We start from the raw sequence: 24,101 nt of genomic DNA on the forward strand, positions 1-24,101 counted from the left end.
CAGGCAGCGCAGGTATCAAAAAGTACATTGTCCCCTTCGTCTAGAGGCCTAGGACATCACCCTTTCACGGTGAGTACGGGGGTTCGAATCCCCCAGGGGACGCCAGGTAGAGAAATAGTCCGATTACCGTTGGGCTATAGCAGTCCAGCAATGTGCTGAGCACATCGCGTGGGGATTCGAAGGGAATCGCTTGCAAGCGATTCCGCGGCCCGCAGAATGTGGGCGAATCCCCCAGGGGACGCCAGGTAGAGAAATAGTCCGATTGCCGTTGGGCTATTGATAGTTTTAAGTAGTCTGATTGTTCAGGCTACCTTGAGGTTGGATAGTCCGGAGTTTGGGACTTTTCCTTTCGCAGGGGGTATAGCTCAGCTGGGAGAGCGCTTGCATGGCATGCAAGAGGTCAGCGGTTCGATCCCGCTTACCTCCACCAGCGACCCACATGGATATGTGGGGTGAATTAGTGGAAGAGCTGATTCGAGGAAGTTTGTCGTTGTAACCGTTTTGTCCCCTTCGTCTAGAGGCCTAGGACATCACCCTTTCACGGTGAGTACGGGGGTTCGAATCCCCCAGGGGACGCCAAATAAAAAAAGCCCGCGCAAGCGGGCTTTTTTGTTTGGCGGCACCTAGCGATGTGCTTGAGCACATCGCGGGGGGATTCGAAGGGTTTCGCTTGCAAGCGAAACCGGGCCCGCGGTACGTGGGCGAATCCTTCGCTCGCGCAGCGAGCGTTAGCTGACGGTTGAACGCGCACCGAAAGCAATCCAGGTCAACCCAGTCAACTAAAGCCCGCGCAAGCGGGCTTACCTCTATCCCCATCCCCCCTCAAAGAAAACAAGTAGAAATCCACGGCACAAACGTAATGGCCACCAGCCCCACCAGCAGCACCCCCAGATACAACCAGATCCTGCGCAAGGCGACCTCCGGTGCCACCTGGCCGATGATGCAAGCCGCGTAATAGCACAGACCGAAGGGGGGAGCGAACACGCCCAGTCCCATCGCCAGGATCACCACCATCGCATAGTGGATCTCATGGATGCCCAGCTGATGCGCCACCGGGAACAACAGCGGCGCAAACAGCACGATGGCGGGAATGCCCTCCAGCACGCTGCCCAGCACGATGAAGGCGGCGATCGACACCAGCAGGAAGCCTGTGGCACCGCCCGGCACGTGCGTCATCATCTGGGCCAGGTCATGCGAGAACCCTGATTGCGTCAAGGCCCAGCCCATGGCGCTGGCAGCGCCGACGATGAACAGGATCGCGCCCGACAAGGCCGCTGTCTGGATCAGGATGGGCATGGCCATGCTCCACTTCAGGCTGCCACGATAGATCAGCAGGCCGACGATCAATGAATAGCCGATGCCGATGGTCGAGACTTCGGTTGCCGTGGCAACGCCCTCGACCACCGCAGTGCGGATCACGAAGGGCAGCAGCAGCGCCGGGAAGGCGATGGCCAGCGTACGCAGTACCTGGCGTGCCGGGGCACGCGGCTTGTCTTCATGATCGCGTCCGGCGCGCCACCAGGCCACCACGGCCAGCACCAGCGCCAGCACGATGGCCGGCAGGATGCCTGCCGTGAACAGCGCGGCAATCGAGATACCGGTGACCGAGGCAATGGCGATCAATACGAGCGAGGGCGGAATGGTCTCGCTCATTGCCCCGGAGGCCGCCAGCAGGGAGATCAGCTCGCTGTCCTGCACCCCGCGCTTGCGCATCTCGGGAAACAGCACCGGTGCCACCGCCGCCATGTCGGCCGTCTTGGAGCCGGAGATACCCGACACCAGCAACATCGCCCCAAGCAGTACGTAGGACATGCCACCTCGCACATGTCCCACCAGCGAGGCCAGGAATTCCACCATCACCCGCGCCAGCCCGGTGGCATGGACCAGCTGTCCCAGCAGGACGAACATCGGCACGGCCAGCAGGATCAGGCTGCTCATGCCTTCATCCATGCGTCCCACCACGATCACCAGCGGTGTCGAGGTCGTACACAGCAGGTAGGCGCTGGTGGCCATGGCGAAGGCAAAGGCAATCGGCGCCCCGGCCATGACCGCCATTCCCAGCATGCCGAGGAAGAACACCGGCAGGGCGCGTTGCCCCATGGACGTGAGCATCGGCGCACCCAGATAACAGGCGCCGGCGAGCAATGTCAGCAGCAGCGCGACGGTGAACAGATCGCGCTTGCCATGCTGCAGCAGTCGCAGCGCGCAACTGGCCAGGGCGACCGCAAAGCCCACCGGCAGGGCCAGCGCCCGCACCATGCCGCTCCAGCCCAGGGCCGGCGTTTCCACGAAGCCCTGGTCTTCCACATAGTCGATACTGGGATGCAGCAGCAGCGCCAGCATCACCAGCGTCACGCCCACGGCGAGGGTTTCGGCCCATACCTGCATGCGCGGCGAGAGCTTGGAGACGAAGAAGCTCAGGCGCATATGGCAGTTCTTTTGCACCGCCAGCGCCGAGCCCAGCATGGCCAGCCAGAGGAAGAGAATGGAGGCCAGCTCGTCACTCCAGATCAGCGAACTGTGCAGCACCGAACGGGCGATGATGCCCGCCATCAGGATCACTACCTCGGCCACCAGCACCACCGCCGCCAGCGACTCCACCCCTTTCTGCAGCCAGTGCTGGCAACTGTCGATCACCCTGCGCGGCGCACCCTGGCGGCCCAGCGCAGCCCCGGAGGGCAGGCTGTGCACGGCGCTCATGCCATCTTCCCCACGACGGCTTCCAGCGCTGCCCAGGGCGCAGCACCGAACTTGTCCTTCCACTCCTTGTAGAAACCGGCCTCGGTGAGGGCCTTGCGGAAGGCGTCGCGATTGGCGGTATCGAAGGTGATGCCTTTCTTGATCAACTGGTCCTTCAGGGACGCGTTCAGTTGCTCGACATCGCCGCGCTGCTCCATGCTGGCACGGTCGAATTCGCGTCGCACGATGTCCTTGAGATCGTCCGGCAGTGCCTGGAAGGCACGCCGGTTGCCCAGCAGCCAGAACGGATCCCAGATGTGGTTGGTCTGGCTGATGTATTTCTGCACTTCATAGAGCTTGCCGGCATCGATGGCGACCAGGCCGTTTTCCTGGCCATCGACCAGCTTGGTCTGCAAGGCGGTATAGAGCTCGTTGAAATTGATCGAGGTCGGATTGGCGCCCAGCGACTTGAACAGCGAGGTGAACATTGGCGACACCGGCACCCGGATACGATAGCCGGCCAGATCGGCGGGGCTCTTGATCGGTTTGGAGGAAGAGGAAATCTGTCGGAAGCTGTTGTCGGCCGCCTTGGAGACCGAGATCATGCCGGTCTTTTCGATCTGCGCGCGGATCAGCTTGCCCAGTTCGCCATCCACGCTGGACCAGACCTGCTGGTAGTCGGAGTAGGTGAAGCCGACATTGGTGATGGCCGCCAGCGGGACCACGGTGGAAATGACCGAGCCGGCCAGGTTGAGGAACTCAACGCCCCCGGTGCGCACCTGGGTCAGCAGGTCGGTATCCGATCCCAGCTGGCTGGCCGGGAAGAAGCGGATGTCCAGACGACCCGAACTGGCTTCGCGGATGCGGTCGGTGGCCTGCTTCAGACGTGCGTTGATGGGTTGGTCCAGCGACTGGCCGGTGGCCAGCTTGTAGTTGAATTCGGCAGCGCGTGCCGGCTTGCTCCAGATGCTCACCAGTGGCAGGGCGGCGGCGGCAGCCAGGACGGAACGGCGCGACATGCCGCGCGGGGAAATCTTGCTCATGCTGGGTCTCCTGTTTTCTTGTATCGGAGGAGCGCCGCCGCCGGTCCGGCCGGGCCGGTCGGTCTTGCGACGCATCCAGGTAAGACAGCTCTGCGGCTGTGCCTGCACCGGCCTGCAATGCCATTCCAGCGACATCGATCCGAGTGCGTGACTGAATTTAAAAGCTTTATTGGTGAAGTACAATTAATTTATTTTTCATCAATCTGTAGAAAAATTAAACGGTGAACCTATGTATCTCCCCCTGCGTGCCATCAGCGTGTTCCATGCCGCCGCTCGCTCCGGCAGCATCTCGGCGGCTGCCGAGGAGCTCAACGTCACGCCCTCGGCGGTGAGCCAGCAGATCCAGTCGCTGGAAACCCACCTGGGGACCTCGTTGATGGTCAAGGTCGGGCGCGGGGTGGCCCTGACCGAGGCCGGGGAGCGCTACTTTTCCATGATTGCCGAGGAGATCGACCGTATTTCCGAAGCCACCCAGAGTATTCGCGGCCTGCGTCCGGTGACCCTCCTGACCGTGCGCGCCACGCCCACGCTGTCGAGCAAGTGGCTGCTGCCGCGTCTGAAGGGCTTTCTGGATGCCAATCCGGACCTCGAAGTGCGCCTCAACGGGACCAATGAAGTCACCGATTTCACCCGCGAGACGGTAGACGTCGAAATCCGTCATGGCCGGGGCCAGTGGCCGGGTCTCTACACGGAAGGGCTGGCTGAGGAACTGTTCTTCCCGGTCTGCCGCCCGGACTATGCCGCCGCCGATAGCCTGAGCGCGGAGGAGCTGGTCCATCACCGCCTGATCCAGTCGGTGAAGTCCCAGGTGCAGTGGCCGACCTGGTTTTCGCTCAATCGCATCACCCCGCCCAACCAGATGCGCCGCGTGCTGTTCGACCGCAGCCACATGGCCATCGATGCGGCGGCCGACGGCATTGGCCTGGCGCTGGAAAGTTCACTGATGATGTGGCGCGAACTGCAGGAAGGACGCCTGGTCTGTCCGGTCGCCGATCCGCCCCGGGTGGCCCAGACCACGCAATGGGTGGTCTGCCCGGTGGATAGCCTGCGCAAGAAGAAAGTCAGTCTGTTCCTGGACTGGCTGCGCGAGGAAGTCCGGCAATGGCAGGCGGAACAGTGGCTCCCATCGGGTTTGAGAGAGCGTTGATAGATTAGAAAATCTACACTTTCTTCTCGTAAATGTTAATTGTTTTAACAAAACTGGCTGATTACACTTTTTCGCACGGGTTGGGTATGCAGTCGCTACTGAAACTCCCCCGCAAAAAAGCGGACATGGTCAGGCATTGTGCCTGCCGGATCTGACCTCCAGTCGCAGCGATGGCCACCGATGGGACGGCCGTCGTCCATTACGAGAAGGAAGAGACATGAATCTGTACAGCTTGCTGCGCGAGCGCGCGGCGGCCGGCCGCCCGGTGCGCGTCGGCCTGATCGGCGCCGGTAAGTTCGGCTCCATGGTGTTGGCCCAGGCGCAGCATATCGAAGGCATGCACATCGTCGGCGTGGCCGACCTCAACGTGAGCAAGGCGCATGCCGCGCTGGAGCGCGTGGGCTGGTCCAAGGAGCGGTATCTGGCCAAGAGCCTGGGCGAGGCCGTCAAGAACGGTACCACCTGCGTGCTGGAAAATGCCGCCGCGCTAGCCGATTGCGAAGAGATCGAATGCATCATCGAAGCGACGGGACACCCCATCGCCGGGGTGCGTCATGCGCTGGATGCCATCGAAGGCGGCAAGCACGTGGTGATGGTCAACGTCGAGGCGGACTGCATGTGCGGCCCCCTGCTGGCCGCGCGCGCCAAGGCCAAGGGACTGGTCTACAGCATGGCCTATGGCGACCAGCCGGCCATCATCTGTGAACTGGTGGACTGGGTGCGCTCCTGCGGTTTCGAGCTGGTCTCGGCGGGCAAGGGCATGAACTTCGAGCCGCGCTATCGCTATTCGACGCCCGATACCGTGTGGAGCTACTTCGGCTGGACCGATGAAGAAGTGGCCAAGGGCGATTTCAATCCCAAGATGTACAACTCCTTCACCGACGGCACCAAGGCTGCCATCGAAATGGCGGCAGTGGCCAACGGCACCGGCCTGGATTGCCCGGACGATGGGCTGGCCTTCCCGCCCACCGGTCTGCATGATCTGGCCGGGGTGTTCAAGCCGGCTGCCGAAGGCGGGCGCCTGGCCCGTGCCGGGCTGGTCGATATCGCCGCCAGCCAGGAGCCGGATGGCCGCGAAGTCTTCAACAACATCCGCTATGGCGTCTTCGTCACCTTCAAGGCACCGACCGAATACGCCCGCGCCTGCTTCAAGCAATATGGCCTGCTGGTGGACAAGTCCGGCTGGTATGGCTCGATGTGGCGGCCATTCCACATGATCGGCCTGGAGACCAGCATCAGCGTGCTGTCGGCCGTGCTGCGCGGTGAGTCCACCGGCTGCTCCAAGGAGTTCCGGGGTGATGCCGTGGCGACAGCCAAGCGCGATCTGAAGCCCGGCGAATTCCTTGACGGCGAAGGCGGGTATGCGGTCTGGGCCAACGCCATCCCGGCCAGCAAGAGCCTGGCCATCGGTGCCTTGCCGATCGGCCTGGCCCACAACGTCAAGCTCAAGCGCGCCGTGGCCAAGGACAGCATCGTGCGCTTCGAGGATGTGGAACTGGTCAACGACCTGGATGTGGTGGCCCTGCGCCGCGACATGGAACACCAGGCTCGCGGCAACCTGCGGTGACGGGAACGAGCATGAGGGATGCCAGCGCATTCGTCGTGATCGCCGAGTTCGAGGTCAAGCCGGCCTGCATGGCGGCTTTTCTCGCACTGGCCGATGACGACGCCCACCATTCCATCCATGACGAACCCGGTTGTCGACGCTTCGACGTGGTCGCGCTGCCGGGTTCGGACCACGTGCTGTTCTATGAACTCTACGACGACCGGCAGGCCTTCGACCGGCATCTGGAGACGCCACACCTGAAGCGCTTCCAGGCGGGTTTCCCGGCACTCGTGGTGCGTGAGCTGCCGGTGCGGCTGGGTCAGCTGCAGCGTCCGGCGACGGGAGCACGGGCATGAGTACGTCCACTAACGCTCCCCGCAACATGCAAGATATCGGTTTCGTCGGTACCGGCATCATGGGCTTGCCGATGGCCGGCCACCTGGCGCGCGCCGGTCTGCGGGTGCGCGCCTGGAACCGCACGCCGTCCAAGGCGGCCCCGCTGGCGGCGCTGGATGTGCAACTGGTGGCCCAGGCGCGTGAAGTGGCCGCCGGCAGCGACGCCGTGATCTGCATGCTCAGTTCCGGTCCCGCTTGCGATGAGGTCTTGCTGGGGCCCTCCGGCCTGATTGCGGCCATGCGCCCGGGCGCCTTGCTGGTGGTGATGAGTTCGATCCCGGTGGCGACCGCGCAGGAACAGGCGCGGGTGGCTCTCGCGCATGGCGTTCACTACATGGATGCCCCCGTCTCCGGTGGCGAGAAGGGCGCACGCGAAGCCGCGCTGGCCATCATGGCTGGCGGCGATGCTGCGGCCTGGGCGCTGGCGGCGCCGCTCTTGCGTCTCATGGGACGACCGACCCATGTGGGGCCGGCCGGTTGCGGCCAACTGGCCAAGCTGGTCAACCAGATGATGGTGGCTGCCAATATCGCCAGCGTGGCCGAGGCCATGTTGATGGCCGAGCGTGGCGGCGCCGATCCGGCGCGCGTGAGGGAGGCGCTGCTGGGTGGCTTTGCCGATTCCACGGCCCTGCGCCAGCATGCCCTGCGCATGATCCAGGCTGACTTCAAGCCCGGCGGGCCGGCCAAGTACCAGCTCAAGGACACCCGCACCGCCGTGGCCATGGCAGGGACCCTGGGTCTGTCGCTGCCGATGCTGGAGACGGCCGACAGGCTCTTCGAGGACATGGTGGCCAGTGGCGATGGTGAACTGGATCACAGTGCCATCATCGCCCACCTGCGGCGCATCAATGCCCTAGCACCTGCCGATGGACGATGACAGGGGGCCAAGGGGCTCCCGATTGTCGGCGTCGCAACATTGTCGCCTTGTGTTTTGCGCTATCCTGCGCTCTCCTGCGCTGCCTTGACCGGTGCGCAGCAAGACCAACACAGGAGCCCCCATGAGCAGCGCAGCCCATCTCGACATCGATTCCCGTGGCCTGGCCACGCTCACGCTGAACCGGCCGGACGTGCACAACGCCTTCGACGACCAGTTGATCGCGCTGCTGATCGACCTGATCACCCAGGCCCGCGATGATCCACGCACCCGACTGCTATTGCTGGGCTCGACCGGCAAATCCTTCTCGGCCGGTGCCGATCTCGCCTGGATGCGGCGCATGGCCGATGCCTCCCGCGAGGACAACCTGCGCGACGCCCGCAAACTGGCGCTGTTGATGGAAACCCTCAACGGCTTCCCGGCGCCGACCCTGGCCAAGGTGCAGGGCGCGGTCATGGGCGGGGGCGTGGGGCTGGTGTCGTGCTGCGATATCGTGGTGGCGTCGGAAGCGGCCTTCTTCGCGCTCTCGGAGGTCAAGCTGGGCCTGGCACCAGCGGCCATCAGCCCCTATGTGATCGCCAAGATGGGGGTGTCGCAGGCCAGGCGCTTCTTCGTCTCGGGCGAGCGTTTTTCCGCCGTGCGCGCGGCCGCCATCGGCCTGGTCCACGAAGTGGTGCTGGCCTCCGAGCTTGACGGCAAGGTGCTGCAATTGATCGATACCTTGCTGGCCAACGGGCCGCAGGCCATGCGCGCGGCCAAGCAACTGGTGCAGGTGGCCAATCCCTTGCAGGTCACGCCGGCGCTGTCGGAATACACCGCCGGGGTCATCGCCGACCTGCGCGCATCGGACGAGGGACGGGAGGGTTTGCGGGCCTTCCTGGAAAAGGGAACGCCTTCGTGGGTCGTTGGTAATCGCTAGCGTTACCTGACTGCTCGTTGACGGCCGGAGTCAGCGTTCGTCGCGACCACGGCAGAACATGCGGCCGCGACGTCCGCAGCGTTCACGTTCTTCGGGTGTCATGGCTTCCCAGCGTGCGCGCATGAAGCGGCGCTTCTCTTGCCAGCCTCCGTGCCAGCCGCCATGGCGGCCCCGGAAACCACCGAACAGTATCCGGCACAAGGCCAGCAGGCCCAGCGCGCGCCAGAAGCCGATCGGGTTGACCCCGGGGAAAACCGGCGGCATCACCCAGTTCCAGAGCAGCATCACCACCCCGCCCAGCAGTGGCAGGATCAGCACGCAGAGCGCCAGCTTGCCCAGCCACCAGCCACGACCGCCACGGTGACGCAGGGGTTGGTGATCCGGTCCTTGATCGGTTTGCTTGTCTTCCATGTGTTCCATTACATCTCCAATTCGTCATAGACCGCCTGCAGGCGTTGGCGCAGATGCAGGACGGCGTAGCGCTTGCGCGCCAGCAGGGTATTGAGGCTGGTGCCACTGTCGGCAGCCATTTCCTTGAAGCTCTTGCCATCGAGTTCGTGCGCGATGAAGACCTCGCGCTGCGCCTCGGGCAATTCTTCCAGCGCTTCCTGCAGGGCGGTGATCAGGGCGGCGCGGGCATAGGCCGCCTCCGGTCCGTCCTCGCTGGCCGGCAGCAGCAGGTCCAGTCGCCAGGCCTGGTCGCCGTCGAGATCGTCGGCGTCACGGGACTCGGGCAGCGGTTCTTCCTTCTTCTTGCGGAAGCGGTCGATGATGCGGTTGCGCGCCACCCGGAACAGCCAGGCGCTGACCTGTTCGATGGGCTCCGGCAGGCGGTAGGCCTGGACGAACTCGTAGAACACTTCCTGCAGGATGTCTTCGGCTTCGCCCGCGTCGGCCACCCGGCGGCGGATGAAGCCGCCCAGCCGGCTGCGCTCGCGCATGACGGTGGCGGTGATCTCGCGGTCCTGGTCGCTCATCGGGGAGAGTAGGGAAATGGGCTGCATGCCCTGAAGACGGGTCAGCGCCGCCGATATTGTGCTCTCGGCGAAAAACGCAGCGGAACCGCGATTCTAGCGGTTCCGCCGCCAGCCCGGGGAGGGCTGTAGAGGGGGGGAGGGGCGTCAGTCGTGCTCGAACACCTTGATCGCCTGCCGCAGGGTGGCCATGCGTTCCTGCATGGCGGCCACGGCGGCGGCGGAGTGCTCGACCATGTCGGCGTTCTGCTGGGTCATGCGGTCCAGCATCAGGGCCGATTCGCTGACCTGGGCCACGCCCTGGCTTTGTTCGATCGCGCTGCTGGAGATGTCGCCGATCAGGCTGCGCATGCCGTCCACCTCGCTGACGATGCCGTCGATGGCCGCGCCTGCCTGTTCGGCGCGGGTGGCACCGGCCTGGCTCTTGGCCACGCTCTGGCCGATCAGGGCCTTGATCTCGCGCGCGGCGTTGGCGCTACGCTGGGCCAGGGTGCGCACTTCGGCCGCCACCACGGCAAAGCCGCGTCCGGCCTCACCGGCGCGGGCGGCTTCGACGGCCGCGTTCAGGGCCAGGATGTTGGTCTGGAAGGCAATGCTGTCGATGAGGCCGTTGATCTCGCCGATCTGGCTCGAGGACTGGGCGATCTCGTGCATGGTCTGCACCACCTGCATCACGATCTCGCGCCCCTGTGCGGCCGCTGCGCTGGTCTGTTGCGCCTGGGCATGGGCGGCCTGAGCCGTATCGGCGCTATGCCGTACCGCCACCGACATCTGCTCGGCCGCCGCGGCGGTCTGCTGCAGATGGGCATGGGTGGCGGCGGTGCGCTGGCGCAGGTCGGCGTTGTCGTCGGCGATCTGGTGATTGGCTTGATCGAGTCCGGCGAGCTGGGCGGAAACATCGTCGATCAGGGCGCGCAGGTTCAGTCCGGCCTGGTTGACCGCGCGCAGCAGCTGTCCGATTTCGTCGATACGACCCAGACCCTGGGTCTGGGCCGGCTGGCCGCAGGCGACCGACTTGGCCTGCTGCAGCACCAGCGCCAGCGGCGCGGCCAGGCGTCGCTCCAGCCACCAGCCGGCCAAGCACAGTGCCGGCAGCAGGCTCGCCGCCAAGGGGAGCAGAGGCGCGCTCAGCAGCGCCTGAGTCCCGATTGCCGTCACGGCAACGGCACCCAATGCCAGCCGAATGCGCCAACGTACCGGCATGACCTGGCCCAGCCGCGTCCACGACCAGAGTCCCCGGCGGACTACCATGCCCTGACAGAAGTGCAGCCCCTGGGCGCGGCCCTCGCGGAAGCGACGATAGAGTGCCGCCGCCGCGCTGATTTCGGCAGTCGAGGGGCGGGTGCGCACCGACAGGAAGCCGCGGATCTGGCCACCCCGGCGGATCGGCGCCACGTTGGCGCGGACCCAGTAATGATGGCCGTCGGCGCGGCGGTTCTTGACCACGGCGGTCCAGGCCTGTCCCTGCCGCAGGGTGGCCCACATGTCGGCGAAAGCTTCACGCGGCATGTCGGGATGGCGAACGATATTGTGTGGCTGGCCGATCAGCTGGTCGCGGGAAAAGCCGCTGATGTCGACGAAACTGGAGTTGGCATAGGTCAGCACGCTGCTGGTGTCGGTGCTGGACATGAGCGTGGCCTGGGCCGGGAAGGGGTAACCGGTCTCGTCGTCGGCGGCCGTGCCGATGGGCCCGGCCTGTGGCCGGAGCAGGGCGGGCGGATTGGCCTGGCTGGTGAGGTCATGGGATGGTGTGGCGTACGGGTCGACACGAGGGACCAGGTCCTGGGGCAAGTCGTTGATCTTCATGGGCGTAAGACGATGGCAATGGCAATGGCAAGGCGATGCCCGGTCCGCGGGCCGGATGGGCCTGCGGAGGGCATGGGGTGTCAATGGGAATGAGTGCTCCGGTGATCCGTCGGGGCGGATCAGGCCGGGACGCGCCTGGCGGGTGGCCGGTTCAGCCGTCCAGGATGTGCACGACGATCATCTGATTTGTTCTCCAGCTGCGTGAGTGTCGTCCGCCGAGCTTGCAGACGGGTTTCTGGTTGCAAACCGTGCAACGAGAATGGCTAGCTTTATAACGCGAACACGCCACCCGCCGCCTGGGACTGATTGCGATATGTCAAAACGTGAGTAAAATTCATTTCGGCAATCTTTCCTTGTGGAACATCGCCATATTCATCAATGCTCTACTTCCTCGTAATTGCTCATCTTTAAATGCGAATGATCTTCCTTGGGGAATGAAAAAAGCGCACCCCGAGGGATGCGCTTTGATTGCTACAGCGGCCGTCTTCAGAGTTCGATGCGCGTCCCCAGCACCTGCAGGAATTGTGCGAGCCAGGCCGGATGGGCCGGCCACGCCGGGGCGGTGACCAGCTTGCCGTCGGTGATGGCGGCATCCACGGCGATGTCGGCGAACTGGCCACCGGCCAGCTTCACCTCCGGGGCGCAGGCCGGGTAGGCCGAGACCTTCTTGCCTTCCAGCACGCCGGCGGCAGCTAGCACCTGCGGGCCGTGGCAGACGGCCGCGATGGGTTTGTCAGCCTTGGCGAAGGCCTGCACCAGTTCGATCACCTTGGGGTTCAGGCGCAGGTATTCCGGGGCGCGGCCACCGGCCACCACCAGGGCGTCGTAGCCGGCGGCGCTGACCTCGTCGAAGCTGGCGTTGAGGGCGAACTGGTGGCCGGGCTTTTCGGTATAGGTCTGGTCGCCTTCGAAGTCGTGGATGGCGGTCTTGATCTTGTCGCCGGCCTTCTTGCCGGGGCAGACCGCGTGTACGGTGTGGCCCACCATCTGCAGCGCCTGGAAGGGCACCATGGTTTCATAGTCCTCGGCGAAATCGCCGGTCAACAGCAGGATCTTCTTTGCAGCCATCATCATCTCCTTAGGGGAAGGACCGCCGGGCGCGGGGAGGGCGCGCAGCGGCCGGGTTGGAACGGATGTCTTTTCAATTCATGGCGAGTCCAGCCAGCGCATCTGCCGCGACTGACCCATCAGGAAGTCGCGGTTCAGCTCCACGCATTCGCGCAGATAACTCCACAGCGCCGAGACCCGCGCCACATGCCGCTGCTCGCTGGAGGCTACCAGCCAGAAGGTACGCGTGATGGCGATCTCATCGGGCAGCACCGGCACCAGTTGCTCGGACTGCTGGGCCAGGAAGCAGGGCAGGATCGCCAGCGCGCGCCCGGCGCAGGCCGCGGTGTACTGCGCCACCACGCTGGTGCTGCGGAAGGCGCGGAAGGCGTCCGGCGCCACCGTATCCTTGTAGCGCAATTCTTCACTGAAGACCAGATCGTCGATGTAGCCGATGAAGTTATGTTGCGCCAGATCAGACACGGTGTGAATGGTCGGGTGCTGGGCCAGGTACTCACGTGAAGCATAAAGCTTCAGGACATAGTCGGACAGTTTTGTGACCACGTAATTACCCGACAAGGGACGCTCAATGGAGACGCTGATGTCGGCCTCGTGCTTGGACAGGTTGACAAAGCGCGGCATGGGCAGCATGTCCACCGTGATATGCGGATTGCGGGCGCAGAAGTGGGCAATATGCGGCGCCAGGACGAAGGTGCCGAAACCCTCGGTGGCGCCCAGGCGCACCTGGCCCGAGAGCTTGCTGTTATGGCCGCCCAGTTCCTCGGTGGCGGCGTAGAGGGTGCTTTCCACCTGCTCTGCGTATTGCACCAGCCGATAGCCCTCGGCGGTCAGCTTGTAGCCGTGGTTGTTACGGTCGAACAGTTGGCTGCCGACCTGTTCCTCAAAGCGCTTCATCCGGCGCGAGACGGTGGAATGGTCGATGCCCAGCTTCTTGGCCGCATCCACCAGCCCCTGGCTGCGTGTGAGTTCGAGGAAGACCCTCAGGTTGTCCCAGTCCAGCATGTCGTCTCCATGGCTTTGCCTGATCTTGGATTTGCATTGATGCAAAAGCGTTTTGTCTTTGTGGTTATTGTATCGATAAATACGCACATGCAGAATAGCGGGGCCGCAATGGCACCCAAGTGGTGCAGAGGTCGCCAGGCGGCAGGAGGATCACGGCAAGGTCCGGCATCGGGATATCGAGCGCATCGATACCCACCGGGCAGGCCGACAACAATCACAAGATCAAGGAGACAAGATGCGCAAGAACGCTTTCGGCCGTTCCCTCTCGGCCGCTGCGGTGGCCTGTACCGTTTCGCTGGTGGCCGGCGTGGCGCCCGTCACCACTGCCATGGCGCAGGATGCCAACACGGTCAAGATCGGTGTGCTGACCGACATGTCCGGCCCGTATTCGGCCATGGGCGGCCAAGGCTCGGTGGTGGCGGCCAAGATGGCGGTGGAGGACTGCCTCAAGAATGAATGCAAGGGGATGAAGATCGAGATCCTCTCGGCCGACAACCAGAACAAGCCCGACGTGGGCGTGACCCGCGCCCGTGAATGGCTGGATCGCGACAAGGTCGAGGCCATTGCCGACCTGACCAATTCCTCGGTGGCGCTGGCGGTGCAGAAACTGATCAAGGACAAGGGCGGCATCGCCATGTACAGCGGCCCGGCCACCGGCGCGCTGACCACCGCCGAATGCGCGCCCAACGGCTTCCACTGGATGTTCGACACCTATTCCCAGGCCGCCGGTGCAGCGGCTGCCCTGACCAAGCTGGGCAACAAGTCCTGGTACTTCGTGACGGTGGACTATGCCTTCGGTCATTCGCTGGAGAAGGATGCTTCTGACGTGGTCAAGGCCAATGGCGGCACGGTGGTGGGTTCGGTGCGCCACCCGCTGAACGCCTCGGACTTCTCGTCCTTCCTGCTGCAGGCGCAGGCGTCCAAGGCCCAGGTGATCGGCCTGGCCGATGGTGGCACCGACGTGGTCAACGCCATCAAGCAGGCGCGCTCGTTCGCCATCGGCGGCAAGGACCAGCGTCTGGTGGCGCTGCTGGTGTTCCTGTCGGATGTGCATGCGCTGGGTCTGGAGGCGGCACAGGGGCTGGTCTATACCGATGGGTTCTACTGGGATTACGACGAGCAGACCCGCGCCTTCTCCAAGCGCTTCGAATCGCAGTTCAAGAACATCAAGCCGACCATGGTGCAGGCCGGTGTCTATTCCAGCGTCTACCAGTTCCTGAAGGCGCGCTCTGCCGCCAAGACCGCCGACTGGAAGGTGGTCGCACAGAAGATGCGCGAGATTCCCATCTCCGACGCCGTCATGCGCAACGCCTCCATCCGTCCCGACGGCCGCGTGATCCACGACATGTATCTGTACCAGGTCAAGACCCCGGCCGAGTCCAAGGGCGCCTGGGATTACCTGAAGCTGCTGTCGGTGATCCCGGCGCAGCAGGCCTTCCGTCCGATGGATGCGGCCTGCCCGCTGGTCAAGCCGTAATCGTTCAAGCCGGGAGCGCTGCTCCCGGCCGTGCTCTCCTCACCTCTCCCCACCTCTTCACACTGGAAACTGCAATGAGCCAAGCCAATATCCCCAATGTTCCCCTCTACCTCAACGGTGAAAAGGTGCAGTCCACCTCCAAGGAGTGGCGCGACGTGCTGAACCCGGCCACCCAGGAAGTGGTGGCCCGCGTTCCCTTCGCCACCAAGGAAGAAGTCGATCGCGCCGTCGCCAACGCCAAGCAAACCTTCAAGACCTGGCGCAATACCTCGCTGGCGCAGCGCATGCGCATCATGCTCAAGTTCCAGCAACTGCTGCGCGAGAACATCGCCCCGCTGGCCGAACTGATCACCCGCGAACACGGCAAGACCCTGCCGGACGCCGAAGGCGAAGTCATGCGCGGCCTGGAGGTGGTGGAGCACGCCTGCTCGATCACCTCGCTGCAACTGGGCGAGCTGGCCGAGAACGTGGCCGGCGGCGTGGACGTCTACACCCTGTACCAGCCGCTGGGCGTGGGGGCGGGCATCACCGCCTTCAACTTCCCGGTGATGCTGCCTTGCTTCATGTTCCCCATCGCCGTGGCTTGCGGCAATACCTTCGTGTTGAAGCCCTCCGAACAGGACCCCACCTCGTCGCTGTTCCTGGTCGAACTGGCCAACCAGGCCGGCCTGCCGCCGGGCGTGCTCAACGTGGTGCATGGCGGCCCGGAGGTGGCCAACATGATCTGCGACCATCCGGATATCAAGGCGGTCTCCTTCATCGGTTCCACCCATGTCGGCACCCATATCTACCGTCGCGCCAGCGAAGCCGGCAAGCGCGCCCAGTGCATGATGGGCGCCAAGAACCACTGCATCGTGCTGCCCGATGCGCCCAAGGACCAGGCCATCAACAACCTGCTGGGTGCAGCCTTCGGTGCGGCCGGCCAGCGCTGCATGGCCAACTCGGTGGTGGTGCTGGTGGGTCAGACCCGCGAGTGGATTCCCGAGATCGTCGAACGCTCCAAGGCCATGAAGGTCGGTCCGGGTACCGACCGCAAGGCTGATGTCGGCCCGCTGGTCTCCAAGGCCGCCAAGGAGCGCGTGGAACGCCTGATCGCCCGTGGCGTGGAGCAGGGTGCCAATCTGTTGCTGGATGGCCGCAACTGCAGCGTGGCCGGCAACGAGAAGGGCAACTTCGTCGGCCCTACCGTCTTCACCGGCGTCAAGCCCGAGATGGACATCTACACCCAGGAAATCTTCGGCCCGGCCATGTGCATCGTGGAACTGGAGACGCTGGACGAGGCGATTGCCTTCATCAACGCCAATCCGAACGGCAACGGCACCTCCATCTTCACCAGCTCCGGTTATGCGGCGCGCAAGTTCCAGAACGAGATCGACGTCGGCCAGGTTGGTATCAACGTGCCCATCCCGGTGCCGGTGGCCTACTTCAGCTTCACTGGTTCGCGTGCGTCCAAGCTGGGCGACCTCGGTCCCAACGGCAAGCAGGCAGTCACCTTCTGGACCCAGACCAAGACCGTCACCGCGCGCTGGTATGCGCCCGATGAAGAGGCTGGCCAGGTCAACACCACCATCACCCTGAAGTGAGGAGAGCAGCATGAGCGCCAACATCGTCTTCATCGGCCTGGGCAACATGGGGTTGCCGATGGCGCAGAACCTGGTCAAGGCCGGCTTCTCGGTCAGCGGTCATGACCTGGTCAAGGCCAGCGTGGACAAGCTGCTCGAGACCGGCGGCAAGACCGAAGCCGATTCCATGGCGGCGGTGGCCAAGGCCGACGTGGTCATCACCATGCTGCCGGCCAGCCGGCACGTGGAATCGCTCTACCTGGGCGAGGCTGGCGTGCTGGAAGCAGCCCGGCCGGGCACGCTCTTGATCGACTGCTCCACCATCGCGCCGGAAGCGGCACGCAAGGTGGCGGCAGCGGCCCGGGAGCGTGGTTTCGAGATGCTGGATGCGCCGGTCTCCGGTGGCACCAATGGCGCCACCGCGGGCACCCTGACCTTCATGGTGGGCGGCAGCCAGCAAGCCTTCGAGGCGGCCCAGCCCTATCTGCAGAAGATGGGAAAGGCCATCTACCATGCCGGCGAAAGTGGCAGCGGCCAGACCGTCAAGGTCTGCAACAACATGCTCCTGGGCATCCTGATGATCGGGACCTCGGAAGCCATCCGCCTGGGCATTGCCAATGGCATGGACCCCAAGGTGTTGTCGGAGATCATGTCCAAGAGCTCCGGGCGCAACTGGACGCTGGAAGTCTATAACCCTTGCCCCGGCGTGATGGAGACGGCGCCGGCTTCCAAGGGCTATGCCGGCGGCTTCGGTGTGGACCTGATGCTGAAGGACCTGGGCCTGGCCGTGGAAAACGCGCTGGCGACCAACTGCGCCATCCCGCTGGGGGCGGCGGCGCGCAACCTGTATGACATCCACAGCATGAATGGCGCCGGCAAGCTGGACTTCTCCAGCATCTTCAACATGCTGGGCAAGGCGCAGTAAGCCACCCGGAGAGGCTGCAAACGAAAAGGGACGACCTGTTGCGGGTCGTCCCTTGTTTCATCTTTCATGTTGCTGCATGGAGAGCTGCAGCTAGTCTCTTCACTTGCCGGTCACTTCCTCACTTCTTTACTTCATCCTCGATATGGGCGCGGATGATGTCGGCGAAGCTGGCATCTGCGGTGAAGCCCAGCGCCTTGGCGCGCTTGGCTTCGAACTGGCCGGGCCAGGAGTTGACGATGCGCTTGATGGCTTCGTCTTCCTTCCATTCGATCAGCTTGACCACGTCCGCGCCGGCCACCTGTTCCAGGGCATCGACCATGTCCTTGACGGTGACGCACAGGCCGTCGATGGACAGGAAGCGTGCCAGGCCCAGGTCGGCGCCATTGATTTCATGACCGTGGATCAGGTTGGCGATGGCCTGGCGCGGCGACATCAGCCACATGCGGGTTTCCGGCGTGACCGGGCAGACCGAGGGCTGGCCATTGAGCGGTTCGCGGATGATGCCGGAGGCGAAGCTGGAGGCCGCCTTGTTGGGCGCGCCCGGGCGCACCGAGATGGTGGGCATGCGCAGGGCGCGACCGTCGATGTAGCCCTTGCGTGAATAATCCTGCACCAGCAGTTCGCCCATCACCTTTTGCGCGCCGTAGGAGCTTTGCGGCATCAGCAGGGTGTTGTCCGGCACCACGGCCGGCAGTTCGCCGCCAAAGACTGCCACCGAGCTGGTGAACAGCACGCGCGGCTTGCTGCCGACGGCGCGGGCGCGTTCCAGGATGACGCGGGTGGCGTCGAAGTTGATCTTCATGCCCAGGTCGAAGTCGGCCTCGCCGTGGCCGCTGACGATGGCGGCCAGGTGGAAGATGGATTGCGTCTCGGCGGTGATGACGCGCTCGATCACGGCGGCATCGGCGATGTCGCCGGTGACCGCTTCGATGCGCGGATCATCGAAGCCCTGGGCTGGCACCACGTCCAGCAGGGTGATGCGCTTGATCTCCTGCTGCTGGCCGTCGCGGCCGGTGAGGGTGCCGCGCTGCAGCAGCTGGCGTGCCAGTCGGCTGCCCAGGAAGCCGGCGCCGCCGGTGATGACGATATGCATGTGTTCTCCTCGTGGTCTGTGGTCGCTGGTCTGGGTCGGGGGACCTGGCACCAGGCGCATGGTTGCAGTATCTGGGCTATCTGCCCGTTGTTCGACAGCGATTATAGCAAAGTTGTAATACAACTTTGTGCGCGTTTGAAAGAAGTCGCAAAAGCCAAAGACGGCGCGGTATCATGCGCGCCATGAAGACATCCTCCTCCTCCAGGCCGCAGGGATCGGCCCTCGCATCGATGGCGGCGAACGCGCGCGGCAAGACCACGCTGGCTGACCATGTCACCAGCGTCCTGGCGCAGCAGATCCGGGGCGGCGAGTTTGCACCCGATGCACGCCTGCCTTCGGAGATGGAGCTGACCGAACGCTTTGCGGTGAGCCGCACGGTGATCCGCGAGGCGATTTCGCGGCTGAAGTCGGAAGGCCTGGTCGGTTCGCGGCGGGGCAGCGGGACGGTCGTGTTGCCGGTGACCCAGGTCACGCCGTTCCGGCTCGATCTGGGGTTGGACGATGCTCGGGACTCCATCCAGGCCGTGCTGCGGGTGATCGAGTTGCGGCGTGGGGTCGAGGGCGAGATGGCGGCGCTGGCCGCACAGCGCCGCAGCAAGGCGCAGAACCAGTCCATCCAGCTGGCCTTGCAGGCCATCGATGCCGCTGCGGCTGCCGGCCGCGATGGCGTGCAGGAAGACTTTGCCTTCCATGCAGCCATTTCCAATGCCTCGCATAACCCGCTCTATACCTCGCTGGTGCAGTTCCTGAGCCAGTTCCTGCATGCCGCGATCCGGGTGGCGCGGATGAACGAGGCGCGCAGCAGCGAGTTCGTGCAACAGGTGCGCGCCGAGCATGCGGCGCTGGCTGCGGCCATCAGCGCGGGCGATGCCGATGCGGCGCGCACGGCGGCCTTGCTGCATATGGAAAATTCGGCCAAGCGCATTCAGGCCGCGGACAAGGCGTTCTGGGCCAGCGCCGAAGGACAGGCGGCGGCACGGGACCTGGCGCGGGTAAAGAGCGGGAATTGAATGCGGAAGGCCGCCGGGATGGCGGCTGAAAGGGCATAAAAAAACGCTGCACAAGGCAGCGTTTTTTATGGGCATCGGCAAGGATCAGCCGCGCACGACCTTCTTGTACTCGTTGGTGCGGGTATCGATTTCGATGTCGTCATCCTGGCTCACGAACAGCGGCACCATCACGATGATCTGGTTGGCTTCGATGGCGTTTTCGATCTTGGCTTCCTTCAGGACGTTGCCCGAGGTGTTGCCCTTGACGGCCGGTTCCGAGTAGGCAACCTTGCGCACGATGGTGGTGGGCATTTCGACCGAGATGGCCTTGCCGTCGTAGAACACGGCTTCGCACTGCATGCCGTCCTTCAGGTAACCGATGGCATCGCCCATGTTCTCGCCTTCGATTTCGTACTGGTTGTACTCTTCGTCCATGAAGACGTACAGCGGGTCAGCGAAGTACGAGTAGGTCACCGGCTTCTTGTCCAGCACCACGACGTCGAACTTGTCGTCGCCACGGAAGACGCTTTCCTGCGGGCTGTTGGTCAGCAGGTTCTTCATCTTCCACTTGTAGGTGAAGCCGGTACGGGAAGAACCGTTGACGTCCGAGCGCAGGACGATCATGGGCTTGCTGTCGACCATAATGATGTTGCCGACGCGGATTTCTTTTGCAAATTTCATAGCGATGTGTCGTGAAAAGTAGGTTTTTTCAAACTGTCAGTAGCCCACTGGTAAAACTTCACCGCAAGCCCACGTACGATTGAATGCCAAACTGCGTTAAAACTGTAGCCCGCTATTTTAACCCATTTTCAGCGCTGTTCCACTCCTGCTCGACCAGCTGACGGGCGAAGCGGAGCAAATTGTCCATCCAGTCGCCATTTGCCAACATCTCCTGCAGCCACTGTCCTGCGGCCCCGGTCAGGGCCGGCAGCTCAGCCTGTAGCGCCCGCCAATTGGCATGCCAGTCCAGTTCGCCGGGATAGGCGCCATTCCAGGCCCGGTTCAGGTCGGCAATGGCGGCCGTGGCGGGGTGGTAGATCTTCAGGAAGGCGTTGAGCTTGGTGTGGTGAAGGTTCTTGTCCTGGTGATAGATGTTCCAGATGAAGGGCTTGCCGGCCCATTGGGCGCGTACGAAGGAATCTTCACCCCGGACAAAATTGAGGTCACAGCTCCAGAGCAGGCGATCGTAGTCGGTCTGGGCCACGAAGGGCAGCACCCGCACGCTCAGGGCGCCGCGCGTGGCACCTGCGCCAGGAACCATGGGGGCAGCCAGGAAATCCTCGACCACGGCGCGACCCACGCCCTCGGGGACGAGGCAGGTCACCGGTACCGGTGAATCTTGCCAGCTTGTAAATAGTTCGCGGATGGGCGCGTAGTCATAGCAGAACAGTGAGACCTTGCAGCCTTGCGCCTCCTGCGGTGTCACGCCCAGGCGTGCCAGCAGGACGGGACCTGCATTGCTGGCCAGGAAAGCCTGCCGTTGCGCTTCCAGTCCGGCCTCGACCGTGAGGCCGCCGGTACGCTGGTTGAAGCCGGGGAAGAAGAAATACTTGGTCAGCTTCAGCGAGCGATGCGGGGAGGGCAAGGTGTGGCATCCCTCGACCCAGGTCTCGGCCGACAAGCCTTCCAGATTGAACCAGACCGGCTTGACCGGACGCTGTGCCATGGCTTCTACGTATCCAGGCGGGATCTCGCAGCCGAAGAACTCGATGACGATATCGGCCACGTCGGCCGGCCCATAATGGCCGTCCTGCCCGCGCCAGTGCTGCACGGTCACGCCGGCCAGCTCTTGGGTGGCGGCATCGGTCTGCACTTCCGGCCAGATGCGGCGGAAGCTGAGCAGATCATCGACCCACAGACGGACCGCCAGGCCATGTTCATGCGCCAGTTGCCGCGCCAGCCGCCAGCAGATACCGATATCCCCATAGTTGTCGACGACCTTGCAGAACAGGTCCAGGGAGTGCAGGGGATTGCGGGCGGCAGGCATAGGGCGGGTCAGGGAATGGAGATAGACGGGACGCAGAGAAACAGCAGCAGGGCTGCATGATACCCATTTGTGAAGACGGCAGTTGCACAGCCTTGAACAACAGATTCAAGATTTTTCAAATTAAATAGCTTGCAATTTAATTTTGAGCGGTTTAATATTCGATCCATGGACAAGACGCACACAACGACGCTACCGGATGCCTTGATCGACGAAGCCCTGCTGCTCGACAACCAGCTCTGTTTCGCGATGTACTCCGCGTCGTTGGCGATGACCAAGGCCTACAAGAAAATCCTGGCACCGCTGGACATCACCTACCCGCAATACTTGGTGATGATGGTCTTGTGGGAAAGGGACCAGGTGACCGTATCGGAACTGGGCAGTCGCCTGTTCCTGGATTCTGGTACGCTCACCCCGCTGCTCAAGCGCATGGAAACGATGGGTTTGTTGCATCGTAACCGCGACGCCGGTGACGAGCGCCGGGTGGTGGTGAGCCTCAGTGATGCCGGCCGCGCCCTGCGCGACAAGGCCAAGGCCGTGCCGCTGCAGATGAGCTGCATGTTGCCCTCGCTGGACCAGGTCAGGCAGCTGGTGGTGGAGCTGAAGGAAGTCCGCAAGGGTTTGTACGGCGCCGAAGGGCAGTGATCGGGCTCGTTGTGCTGGCATTTATATTGCGCACAATAATATAGTGAATTATTTATAGAATTATCGTCAAAGGCAGCAAAGCGAAAGCTTCAGGCATTAAATATTAAGCATCACACGTCATACACGTATCACGCAGTAGCAGAAGTCGCTGAAGTAGCAAGATGATTTAGCAAGTCGATGGTGATCGAAAGCGAATCTTTCGACGCCATGCCCCTCAAACGGAACCCGCCAGGGTTTTAACCTGAACATTGAAAGGAAAGACCATGCCCTCGAACAAGATCGAAAAAGCCCTCTACACCGCCACCGCTACCGCTACCGGCGGCCGTGAAGGTTCTGCCAAGTCCTCCGACGGCGTCCTCGACGTCAAGCTGTCGACCCCCAAGGAACTGGGTGGCGCCGGCGGTAACGGCACCAACCCGGAACAACTGTTTGCCGCCGGTTATTCGGCCTGCTTCCTGGGCGCACTGAAGTTCGTCGCCGGCCAGGAAAAGGTGGCCCTGCCGGCTGATGCCAGCATCACCGGCAAGGTCGGCATCGGCCAGATCCCGGGCGGTTTCGGCATCGAAGCCGAGCTCAACATCTCGCTGCCGGGCGTGGACAAGGCCGTGGCGCAAGACCTGGTGAACAAGGCTCACCAAGTCTGCCCATACTCCAACGCTACCCGCGACAACATCAACGTGACCCTGAACCTGGTCTGATCCGTTGATGCAAGCGCTTCCCTTTGCGGGAAGCGCGCATGAAGAAATCGCCGCTGCGACTTCGGTCACCCAGCGGCGATTTTTCATTCGGGGCGGGCGAAATCAGACGGCGCCGCGGGTTTCCACATACAAGGCATACAGCGAGTGGCTGCTGGCCATGAAGAGCCGGTTCTTCTTGGCGCCACCAAAGACCAGATTGGGGCAGCGTTCTGGCAGGTGGATGTGGGCCAGGGGCTTGCCCTGTGGGTTGAAGACGCGTACCCCGTCCAGTTCCTCTGCCTTGGCGTCCAGCGAGCCGTTGCTGCCCCAGCCGCACCAGAGGTTGCCATCGACGTCGATCTTGAAGCCATCAATCCCGCCCGGACCGTTGGCATCCACGGCCAACCGGCGATTGCCGATACGGGTGCCGTCGCTGCTCATGTCGTAGGCCCAGATCACGCGATTGGGGGTGGCGCGCGATTCGTTGATGTAGAGGATCTTTTCGTCCGGCGAAAAGGCCAGTCCGTTGGGGCCAGCCAACTGATCGGTCACCAGCGAGAGCTTGCCGGTGCGACCATCGATGCGGTACACCGAGTGCGGCAGTTCGGAGGCCTGCTTGTCGCCCTCCCATTCACCGGCGATGCCGAAGGGCGGATCGGTAAACCAGATCGAGCCGTCGGACTTGCAGATGATGTCGTTGGGGGAGTTGAAGCGTTTGCCGTTGTAATTATCGGCCAGCACGGTGATGCTGCCGTCGTATTCGGTGCGGGTGACGCGGCGGGTCAGGTGTTCGCAGGCCAGCAGGCGACCCTGGCGATCCCGCGCCAGGCCATTGCTGTTGTTGGAGGGCTGGCGGAAGACCGAGGTGGCGCCGGTGGTTTCGTCCCAACGCATGATGCGGTTGTTGGGGATATCCGAGAACAGCAGGTAACGGCCGTCACCAAACCAGACCGGACCTTCGACCCAGCGGAAGCCGGTGGCCAGTTGTTCCACGTTAGCGCTGAACAGGCGGTATTTGAGGAAGCTCTTGTCCAGCACTTCCACGCTGGGGTCGGGGTAGCGCTGGCTGGGTTTGAAATCCGTCCCTTGGGCGCGGGCGCTCAAGGCGGTGGCCGCCATGCCAAGGCCTGCCAGCAATGTTGTACGACGAGTTGGGTTGAAATCGGCTGAGGTGTTCTTGTTGTGCTGCGACATCGAAGTCTCCATGGTCAGGGTTGGACCTCTCCCGAAATGACGGGGAGAACAGTCCGAAAGGCCAAACGGCGGGGGCTCGAGGAAGACAGTACAGCCCGCAA

At 63.4% G+C, this 24,101-nt stretch carries 22 protein-coding genes and 3 tRNA genes; 14 read left to right on the forward strand and 11 right to left on the reverse strand.

The genetic code is table 11. The annotated features are described in order from the left end of the window. Positions 1 to 29: 29 nt before the first annotated feature. The 3 genes from I5R65_RS13970 to I5R65_RS13980 all read left to right on the forward strand — a co-directional run bounded on the left by I5R65_RS13970 (position 30) and on the right by I5R65_RS13980 (position 579). Positions 30 to 105, forward strand: a tRNA-Glu gene (locus tag I5R65_RS13970). A gap of 249 nt (positions 106 to 354) precedes the next feature. Further along, positions 355 to 430, forward strand: a tRNA-Ala gene (locus tag I5R65_RS13975). Positions 431 to 503: 73 nt separating this feature from the next. Further along, positions 504 to 579, forward strand: a tRNA-Glu gene (locus tag I5R65_RS13980). 243 nt (positions 580 to 822) lie between these two features. On the opposite strand, the gene I5R65_RS13985 is transcribed toward I5R65_RS13980, so the two are convergent. Next, positions 823 to 2,700, reverse strand: a complete 1,878-nt coding sequence (locus I5R65_RS13985) for a TRAP transporter large permease subunit (RefSeq protein ID WP_180668249.1) — start codon at positions 2,698 to 2,700, stop codon at positions 823 to 825. Beyond that, positions 2,697 to 3,722, reverse strand: coding sequence for a TRAP transporter substrate-binding protein (locus tag I5R65_RS13990; protein ID WP_180668250.1), 1,026 nt, complete (start codon positions 3,720 to 3,722; stop codon positions 2,697 to 2,699). The genes I5R65_RS13985 and I5R65_RS13990 overlap by 4 nt, the downstream gene beginning before the upstream one ends. A gap of 229 nt (positions 3,723 to 3,951) precedes the next feature. Here I5R65_RS13990 and I5R65_RS13995 point away from each other — a divergent pair, with 229 nt between their 5' ends. The 5 genes from I5R65_RS13995 (at position 3,952) to I5R65_RS14015 (ending at position 8,604) form a co-directional block, all read left to right on the forward strand. After that, entirely contained in the window at positions 3,952 to 4,869 is a 918-nt protein-coding gene (locus tag I5R65_RS13995; protein ID WP_180668251.1) for a LysR substrate-binding domain-containing protein, read from the forward strand. A gap of 217 nt (positions 4,870 to 5,086) precedes the next feature. Continuing rightward, positions 5,087 to 6,436: an NAD(P)H-dependent oxidoreductase gene (locus tag I5R65_RS14000; RefSeq protein ID WP_180668252.1), complete on the forward strand. Its 1,350-nt coding sequence runs from the start codon at positions 5,087 to 5,089 to the stop codon at positions 6,434 to 6,436. An 11-nt stretch (positions 6,437 to 6,447) separates the two neighbouring features. Beyond that, entirely contained in the window at positions 6,448 to 6,771 is a 324-nt protein-coding gene (locus I5R65_RS14005) for a putative quinol monooxygenase (protein ID WP_180668253.1), read from the forward strand. Then, positions 6,768 to 7,688: an NAD(P)-dependent oxidoreductase gene (locus tag I5R65_RS14010; RefSeq protein ID WP_180668254.1), complete on the forward strand. Its 921-nt coding sequence runs from the start codon at positions 6,768 to 6,770 to the stop codon at positions 7,686 to 7,688. Before I5R65_RS14005 ends, I5R65_RS14010 begins: the two co-directional genes overlap by 4 nt. A gap of 121 nt (positions 7,689 to 7,809) precedes the next feature. Beyond that, positions 7,810 to 8,604, forward strand: a complete 795-nt coding sequence (locus tag I5R65_RS14015; RefSeq protein WP_180668255.1) for an enoyl-CoA hydratase-related protein — start codon at positions 7,810 to 7,812, stop codon at positions 8,602 to 8,604. A gap of 30 nt (positions 8,605 to 8,634) precedes the next feature. Here I5R65_RS14015 and I5R65_RS14020 read toward each other — a convergent pair whose 3' ends face one another. From I5R65_RS14020 to I5R65_RS14040, 5 genes are all read right to left on the reverse strand, one after another. Continuing rightward, a complete protein-coding gene (locus I5R65_RS14020) occupies positions 8,635 to 9,024 on the reverse strand; it encodes a hypothetical protein (RefSeq protein ID WP_180668256.1) in 390 nt (129 codons plus the stop codon). Further along, positions 9,024 to 9,608, reverse strand: a complete 585-nt coding sequence (locus tag I5R65_RS14025; protein WP_180668257.1) for an RNA polymerase sigma factor — start codon at positions 9,606 to 9,608, stop codon at positions 9,024 to 9,026. The genes I5R65_RS14020 and I5R65_RS14025 overlap by 1 nt, the downstream gene beginning before the upstream one ends. A 117-nt stretch (positions 9,609 to 9,725) precedes the next feature. Beyond that, the gene (locus tag I5R65_RS14030; RefSeq protein WP_180668258.1) at positions 9,726 to 11,384 is read right to left on the reverse strand and encodes a PAS domain-containing methyl-accepting chemotaxis protein; all 1,659 of its coding nucleotides are present in this window, start codon (positions 11,382 to 11,384) and stop codon (positions 9,726 to 9,728) included. A gap of 486 nt (positions 11,385 to 11,870) precedes the next feature. After that, the gene (locus I5R65_RS14035; protein ID WP_180668259.1) at positions 11,871 to 12,452 is read right to left on the reverse strand and encodes a DJ-1/PfpI family protein; all 582 of its coding nucleotides are present in this window, start codon (positions 12,450 to 12,452) and stop codon (positions 11,871 to 11,873) included. Between the two features lie 78 nt (positions 12,453 to 12,530). Then, positions 12,531 to 13,454 carry a LysR family transcriptional regulator gene (locus tag I5R65_RS14040; protein WP_180668260.1) on the reverse strand — a complete coding sequence of 308 codons (924 nt, stop codon included), beginning with the start codon at positions 13,452 to 13,454 and terminating at the stop codon, positions 12,531 to 12,533. A 235-nt stretch (positions 13,455 to 13,689) separates the two neighbouring features. Here I5R65_RS14040 and I5R65_RS14045 point away from each other — a divergent pair, with 235 nt between their 5' ends. The 3 genes from I5R65_RS14045 (at position 13,690) to mmsB (ending at position 17,418) form a co-directional block, all read left to right on the forward strand. After that, on the forward strand, positions 13,690 to 14,931 hold the full coding sequence (locus I5R65_RS14045; RefSeq protein ID WP_180668261.1) for an ABC transporter substrate-binding protein: 1,242 nt from the start codon (positions 13,690 to 13,692) through the stop codon (positions 14,929 to 14,931). A 74-nt stretch (positions 14,932 to 15,005) separates the two neighbouring features. Continuing rightward, positions 15,006 to 16,514 (forward strand): CoA-acylating methylmalonate-semialdehyde dehydrogenase, encoded by a 1,509-nt coding sequence (locus I5R65_RS14050; protein WP_180668262.1) that lies wholly within the window; start codon positions 15,006 to 15,008, stop codon positions 16,512 to 16,514. A gap of 10 nt (positions 16,515 to 16,524) precedes the next feature. After that, a complete protein-coding gene (mmsB, locus tag I5R65_RS14055) occupies positions 16,525 to 17,418 on the forward strand; it encodes a 3-hydroxyisobutyrate dehydrogenase (protein WP_180668263.1) in 894 nt (297 codons plus the stop codon). 118 nt (positions 17,419 to 17,536) lie between these two features. On the opposite strand, the gene denD is transcribed toward mmsB, so the two are convergent. Beyond that, positions 17,537 to 18,511, reverse strand: a complete 975-nt coding sequence (denD, locus tag I5R65_RS14060) for a D-erythronate dehydrogenase (protein WP_180668264.1) — start codon at positions 18,509 to 18,511, stop codon at positions 17,537 to 17,539. A 173-nt stretch (positions 18,512 to 18,684) separates the two neighbouring features. Between denD and I5R65_RS14065 the strand changes: the two genes are divergently transcribed. Beyond that, positions 18,685 to 19,521 carry a FadR/GntR family transcriptional regulator gene (locus tag I5R65_RS14065; RefSeq protein ID WP_180668265.1) on the forward strand — a complete coding sequence of 279 codons (837 nt, stop codon included), beginning with the start codon at positions 18,685 to 18,687 and terminating at the stop codon, positions 19,519 to 19,521. Positions 19,522 to 19,605: 84 nt separating this feature from the next. On the opposite strand, the gene I5R65_RS14070 is transcribed toward I5R65_RS14065, so the two are convergent. Further along, a complete protein-coding gene (locus I5R65_RS14070; RefSeq protein WP_180668266.1) occupies positions 19,606 to 20,181 on the reverse strand; it encodes an elongation factor P in 576 nt (191 codons plus the stop codon). Positions 20,182 to 20,293: 112 nt separating this feature from the next. Further along, positions 20,294 to 21,487: an elongation factor P maturation arginine rhamnosyltransferase EarP gene (gene earP / locus I5R65_RS14075; protein ID WP_180668267.1), complete on the reverse strand. Its 1,194-nt coding sequence runs from the start codon at positions 21,485 to 21,487 to the stop codon at positions 20,294 to 20,296. 165 nt (positions 21,488 to 21,652) lie between these two features. On the opposite strand from earP, the gene I5R65_RS14080 reads away from it, so the two are divergent. Next, positions 21,653 to 22,129, forward strand: a complete 477-nt coding sequence (locus tag I5R65_RS14080) for a MarR family winged helix-turn-helix transcriptional regulator (RefSeq protein WP_180668268.1) — start codon at positions 21,653 to 21,655, stop codon at positions 22,127 to 22,129. Positions 22,130 to 22,392: 263 nt separating this feature from the next. Next, positions 22,393 to 22,827: an organic hydroperoxide resistance protein gene (locus tag I5R65_RS14085; RefSeq protein ID WP_102664438.1), complete on the forward strand. Its 435-nt coding sequence runs from the start codon at positions 22,393 to 22,395 to the stop codon at positions 22,825 to 22,827. 102 nt (positions 22,828 to 22,929) lie between these two features. Here I5R65_RS14085 and I5R65_RS14090 read toward each other — a convergent pair whose 3' ends face one another. Continuing rightward, on the reverse strand, positions 22,930 to 24,000 hold the full coding sequence (locus I5R65_RS14090) for an SMP-30/gluconolactonase/LRE family protein (RefSeq protein WP_180668269.1): 1,071 nt from the start codon (positions 23,998 to 24,000) through the stop codon (positions 22,930 to 22,932). Positions 24,001 to 24,101 lie beyond the last annotated feature (101 nt).

The sequence above is a fragment of the Herbaspirillum sp. AP02 genome (genome assembly GCF_015767275.1).
GTDB lineage: Bacteria > Pseudomonadota > Gammaproteobacteria > Burkholderiales > Burkholderiaceae_D > Herbaspirillum.

What these genes read in the sequence shown, in the direction of transcription:
- I5R65_RS14085 (WP_102664438.1), top strand. Translation starts at nt 22,393, where the DNA reads ATGCCCTCGAACAAGATCGAAAAAGCCCTCTACACCGCCACCGCTACC.
- I5R65_RS14025 (WP_180668257.1), bottom strand. Translation starts at nt 9,608, where the DNA reads ATGCAGCCCATTTCCCTACTCTCCCCGATGAGCGACCAGGACCGCGAG.
- earP (WP_180668267.1), bottom strand. Translation starts at nt 21,487, where the DNA reads ATGCCTGCCGCCCGCAATCCCCTGCACTCCCTGGACCTGTTCTGCAAG.
- I5R65_RS14045 (WP_180668261.1), top strand. Translation starts at nt 13,690, where the DNA reads ATGCGCAAGAACGCTTTCGGCCGTTCCCTCTCGGCCGCTGCGGTGGCC.
- I5R65_RS13995 (WP_180668251.1), top strand. Translation starts at nt 3,952, where the DNA reads ATGTATCTCCCCCTGCGTGCCATCAGCGTGTTCCATGCCGCCGCTCGC.
- I5R65_RS14090 (WP_180668269.1), bottom strand. Translation starts at nt 24,000, where the DNA reads ATGTCGCAGCACAACAAGAACACCTCAGCCGATTTCAACCCAACTCGT.
- I5R65_RS14070 (WP_180668266.1), bottom strand. Translation starts at nt 20,181, where the DNA reads ATGAAATTTGCAAAAGAAATCCGCGTCGGCAACATCATTATGGTCGAC.
- I5R65_RS13990 (WP_180668250.1), bottom strand. Translation starts at nt 3,722, where the DNA reads ATGAGCAAGATTTCCCCGCGCGGCATGTCGCGCCGTTCCGTCCTGGCT.
- I5R65_RS13985 (WP_180668249.1), bottom strand. Translation starts at nt 2,700, where the DNA reads ATGAGCGCCGTGCACAGCCTGCCCTCCGGGGCTGCGCTGGGCCGCCAG.
- I5R65_RS14020 (WP_180668256.1), bottom strand. Translation starts at nt 9,024, where the DNA reads ATGGAACACATGGAAGACAAGCAAACCGATCAAGGACCGGATCACCAA.
- I5R65_RS14035 (WP_180668259.1), bottom strand. Translation starts at nt 12,452, where the DNA reads ATGGCTGCAAAGAAGATCCTGCTGTTGACCGGCGATTTCGCCGAGGAC.
- mmsB (WP_180668263.1), top strand. Translation starts at nt 16,525, where the DNA reads ATGAGCGCCAACATCGTCTTCATCGGCCTGGGCAACATGGGGTTGCCG.
- denD (WP_180668264.1), bottom strand. Translation starts at nt 18,511, where the DNA reads ATGCATATCGTCATCACCGGCGGCGCCGGCTTCCTGGGCAGCCGACTG.
- I5R65_RS14050 (WP_180668262.1), top strand. Translation starts at nt 15,006, where the DNA reads ATGAGCCAAGCCAATATCCCCAATGTTCCCCTCTACCTCAACGGTGAA.
- I5R65_RS14000 (WP_180668252.1), top strand. Translation starts at nt 5,087, where the DNA reads ATGAATCTGTACAGCTTGCTGCGCGAGCGCGCGGCGGCCGGCCGCCCG.
- I5R65_RS14040 (WP_180668260.1), bottom strand. Translation starts at nt 13,454, where the DNA reads ATGCTGGACTGGGACAACCTGAGGGTCTTCCTCGAACTCACACGCAGC.
- I5R65_RS14005 (WP_180668253.1), top strand. Translation starts at nt 6,448, where the DNA reads ATGAGGGATGCCAGCGCATTCGTCGTGATCGCCGAGTTCGAGGTCAAG.
- I5R65_RS14010 (WP_180668254.1), top strand. Translation starts at nt 6,768, where the DNA reads ATGAGTACGTCCACTAACGCTCCCCGCAACATGCAAGATATCGGTTTC.
- I5R65_RS14030 (WP_180668258.1), bottom strand. Translation starts at nt 11,384, where the DNA reads ATGAAGATCAACGACTTGCCCCAGGACCTGGTCCCTCGTGTCGACCCG.
- I5R65_RS14065 (WP_180668265.1), top strand. Translation starts at nt 18,685, where the DNA reads ATGCGCGCCATGAAGACATCCTCCTCCTCCAGGCCGCAGGGATCGGCC.
- I5R65_RS14015 (WP_180668255.1), top strand. Translation starts at nt 7,810, where the DNA reads ATGAGCAGCGCAGCCCATCTCGACATCGATTCCCGTGGCCTGGCCACG.
- I5R65_RS14080 (WP_180668268.1), top strand. Translation starts at nt 21,653, where the DNA reads ATGGACAAGACGCACACAACGACGCTACCGGATGCCTTGATCGACGAA.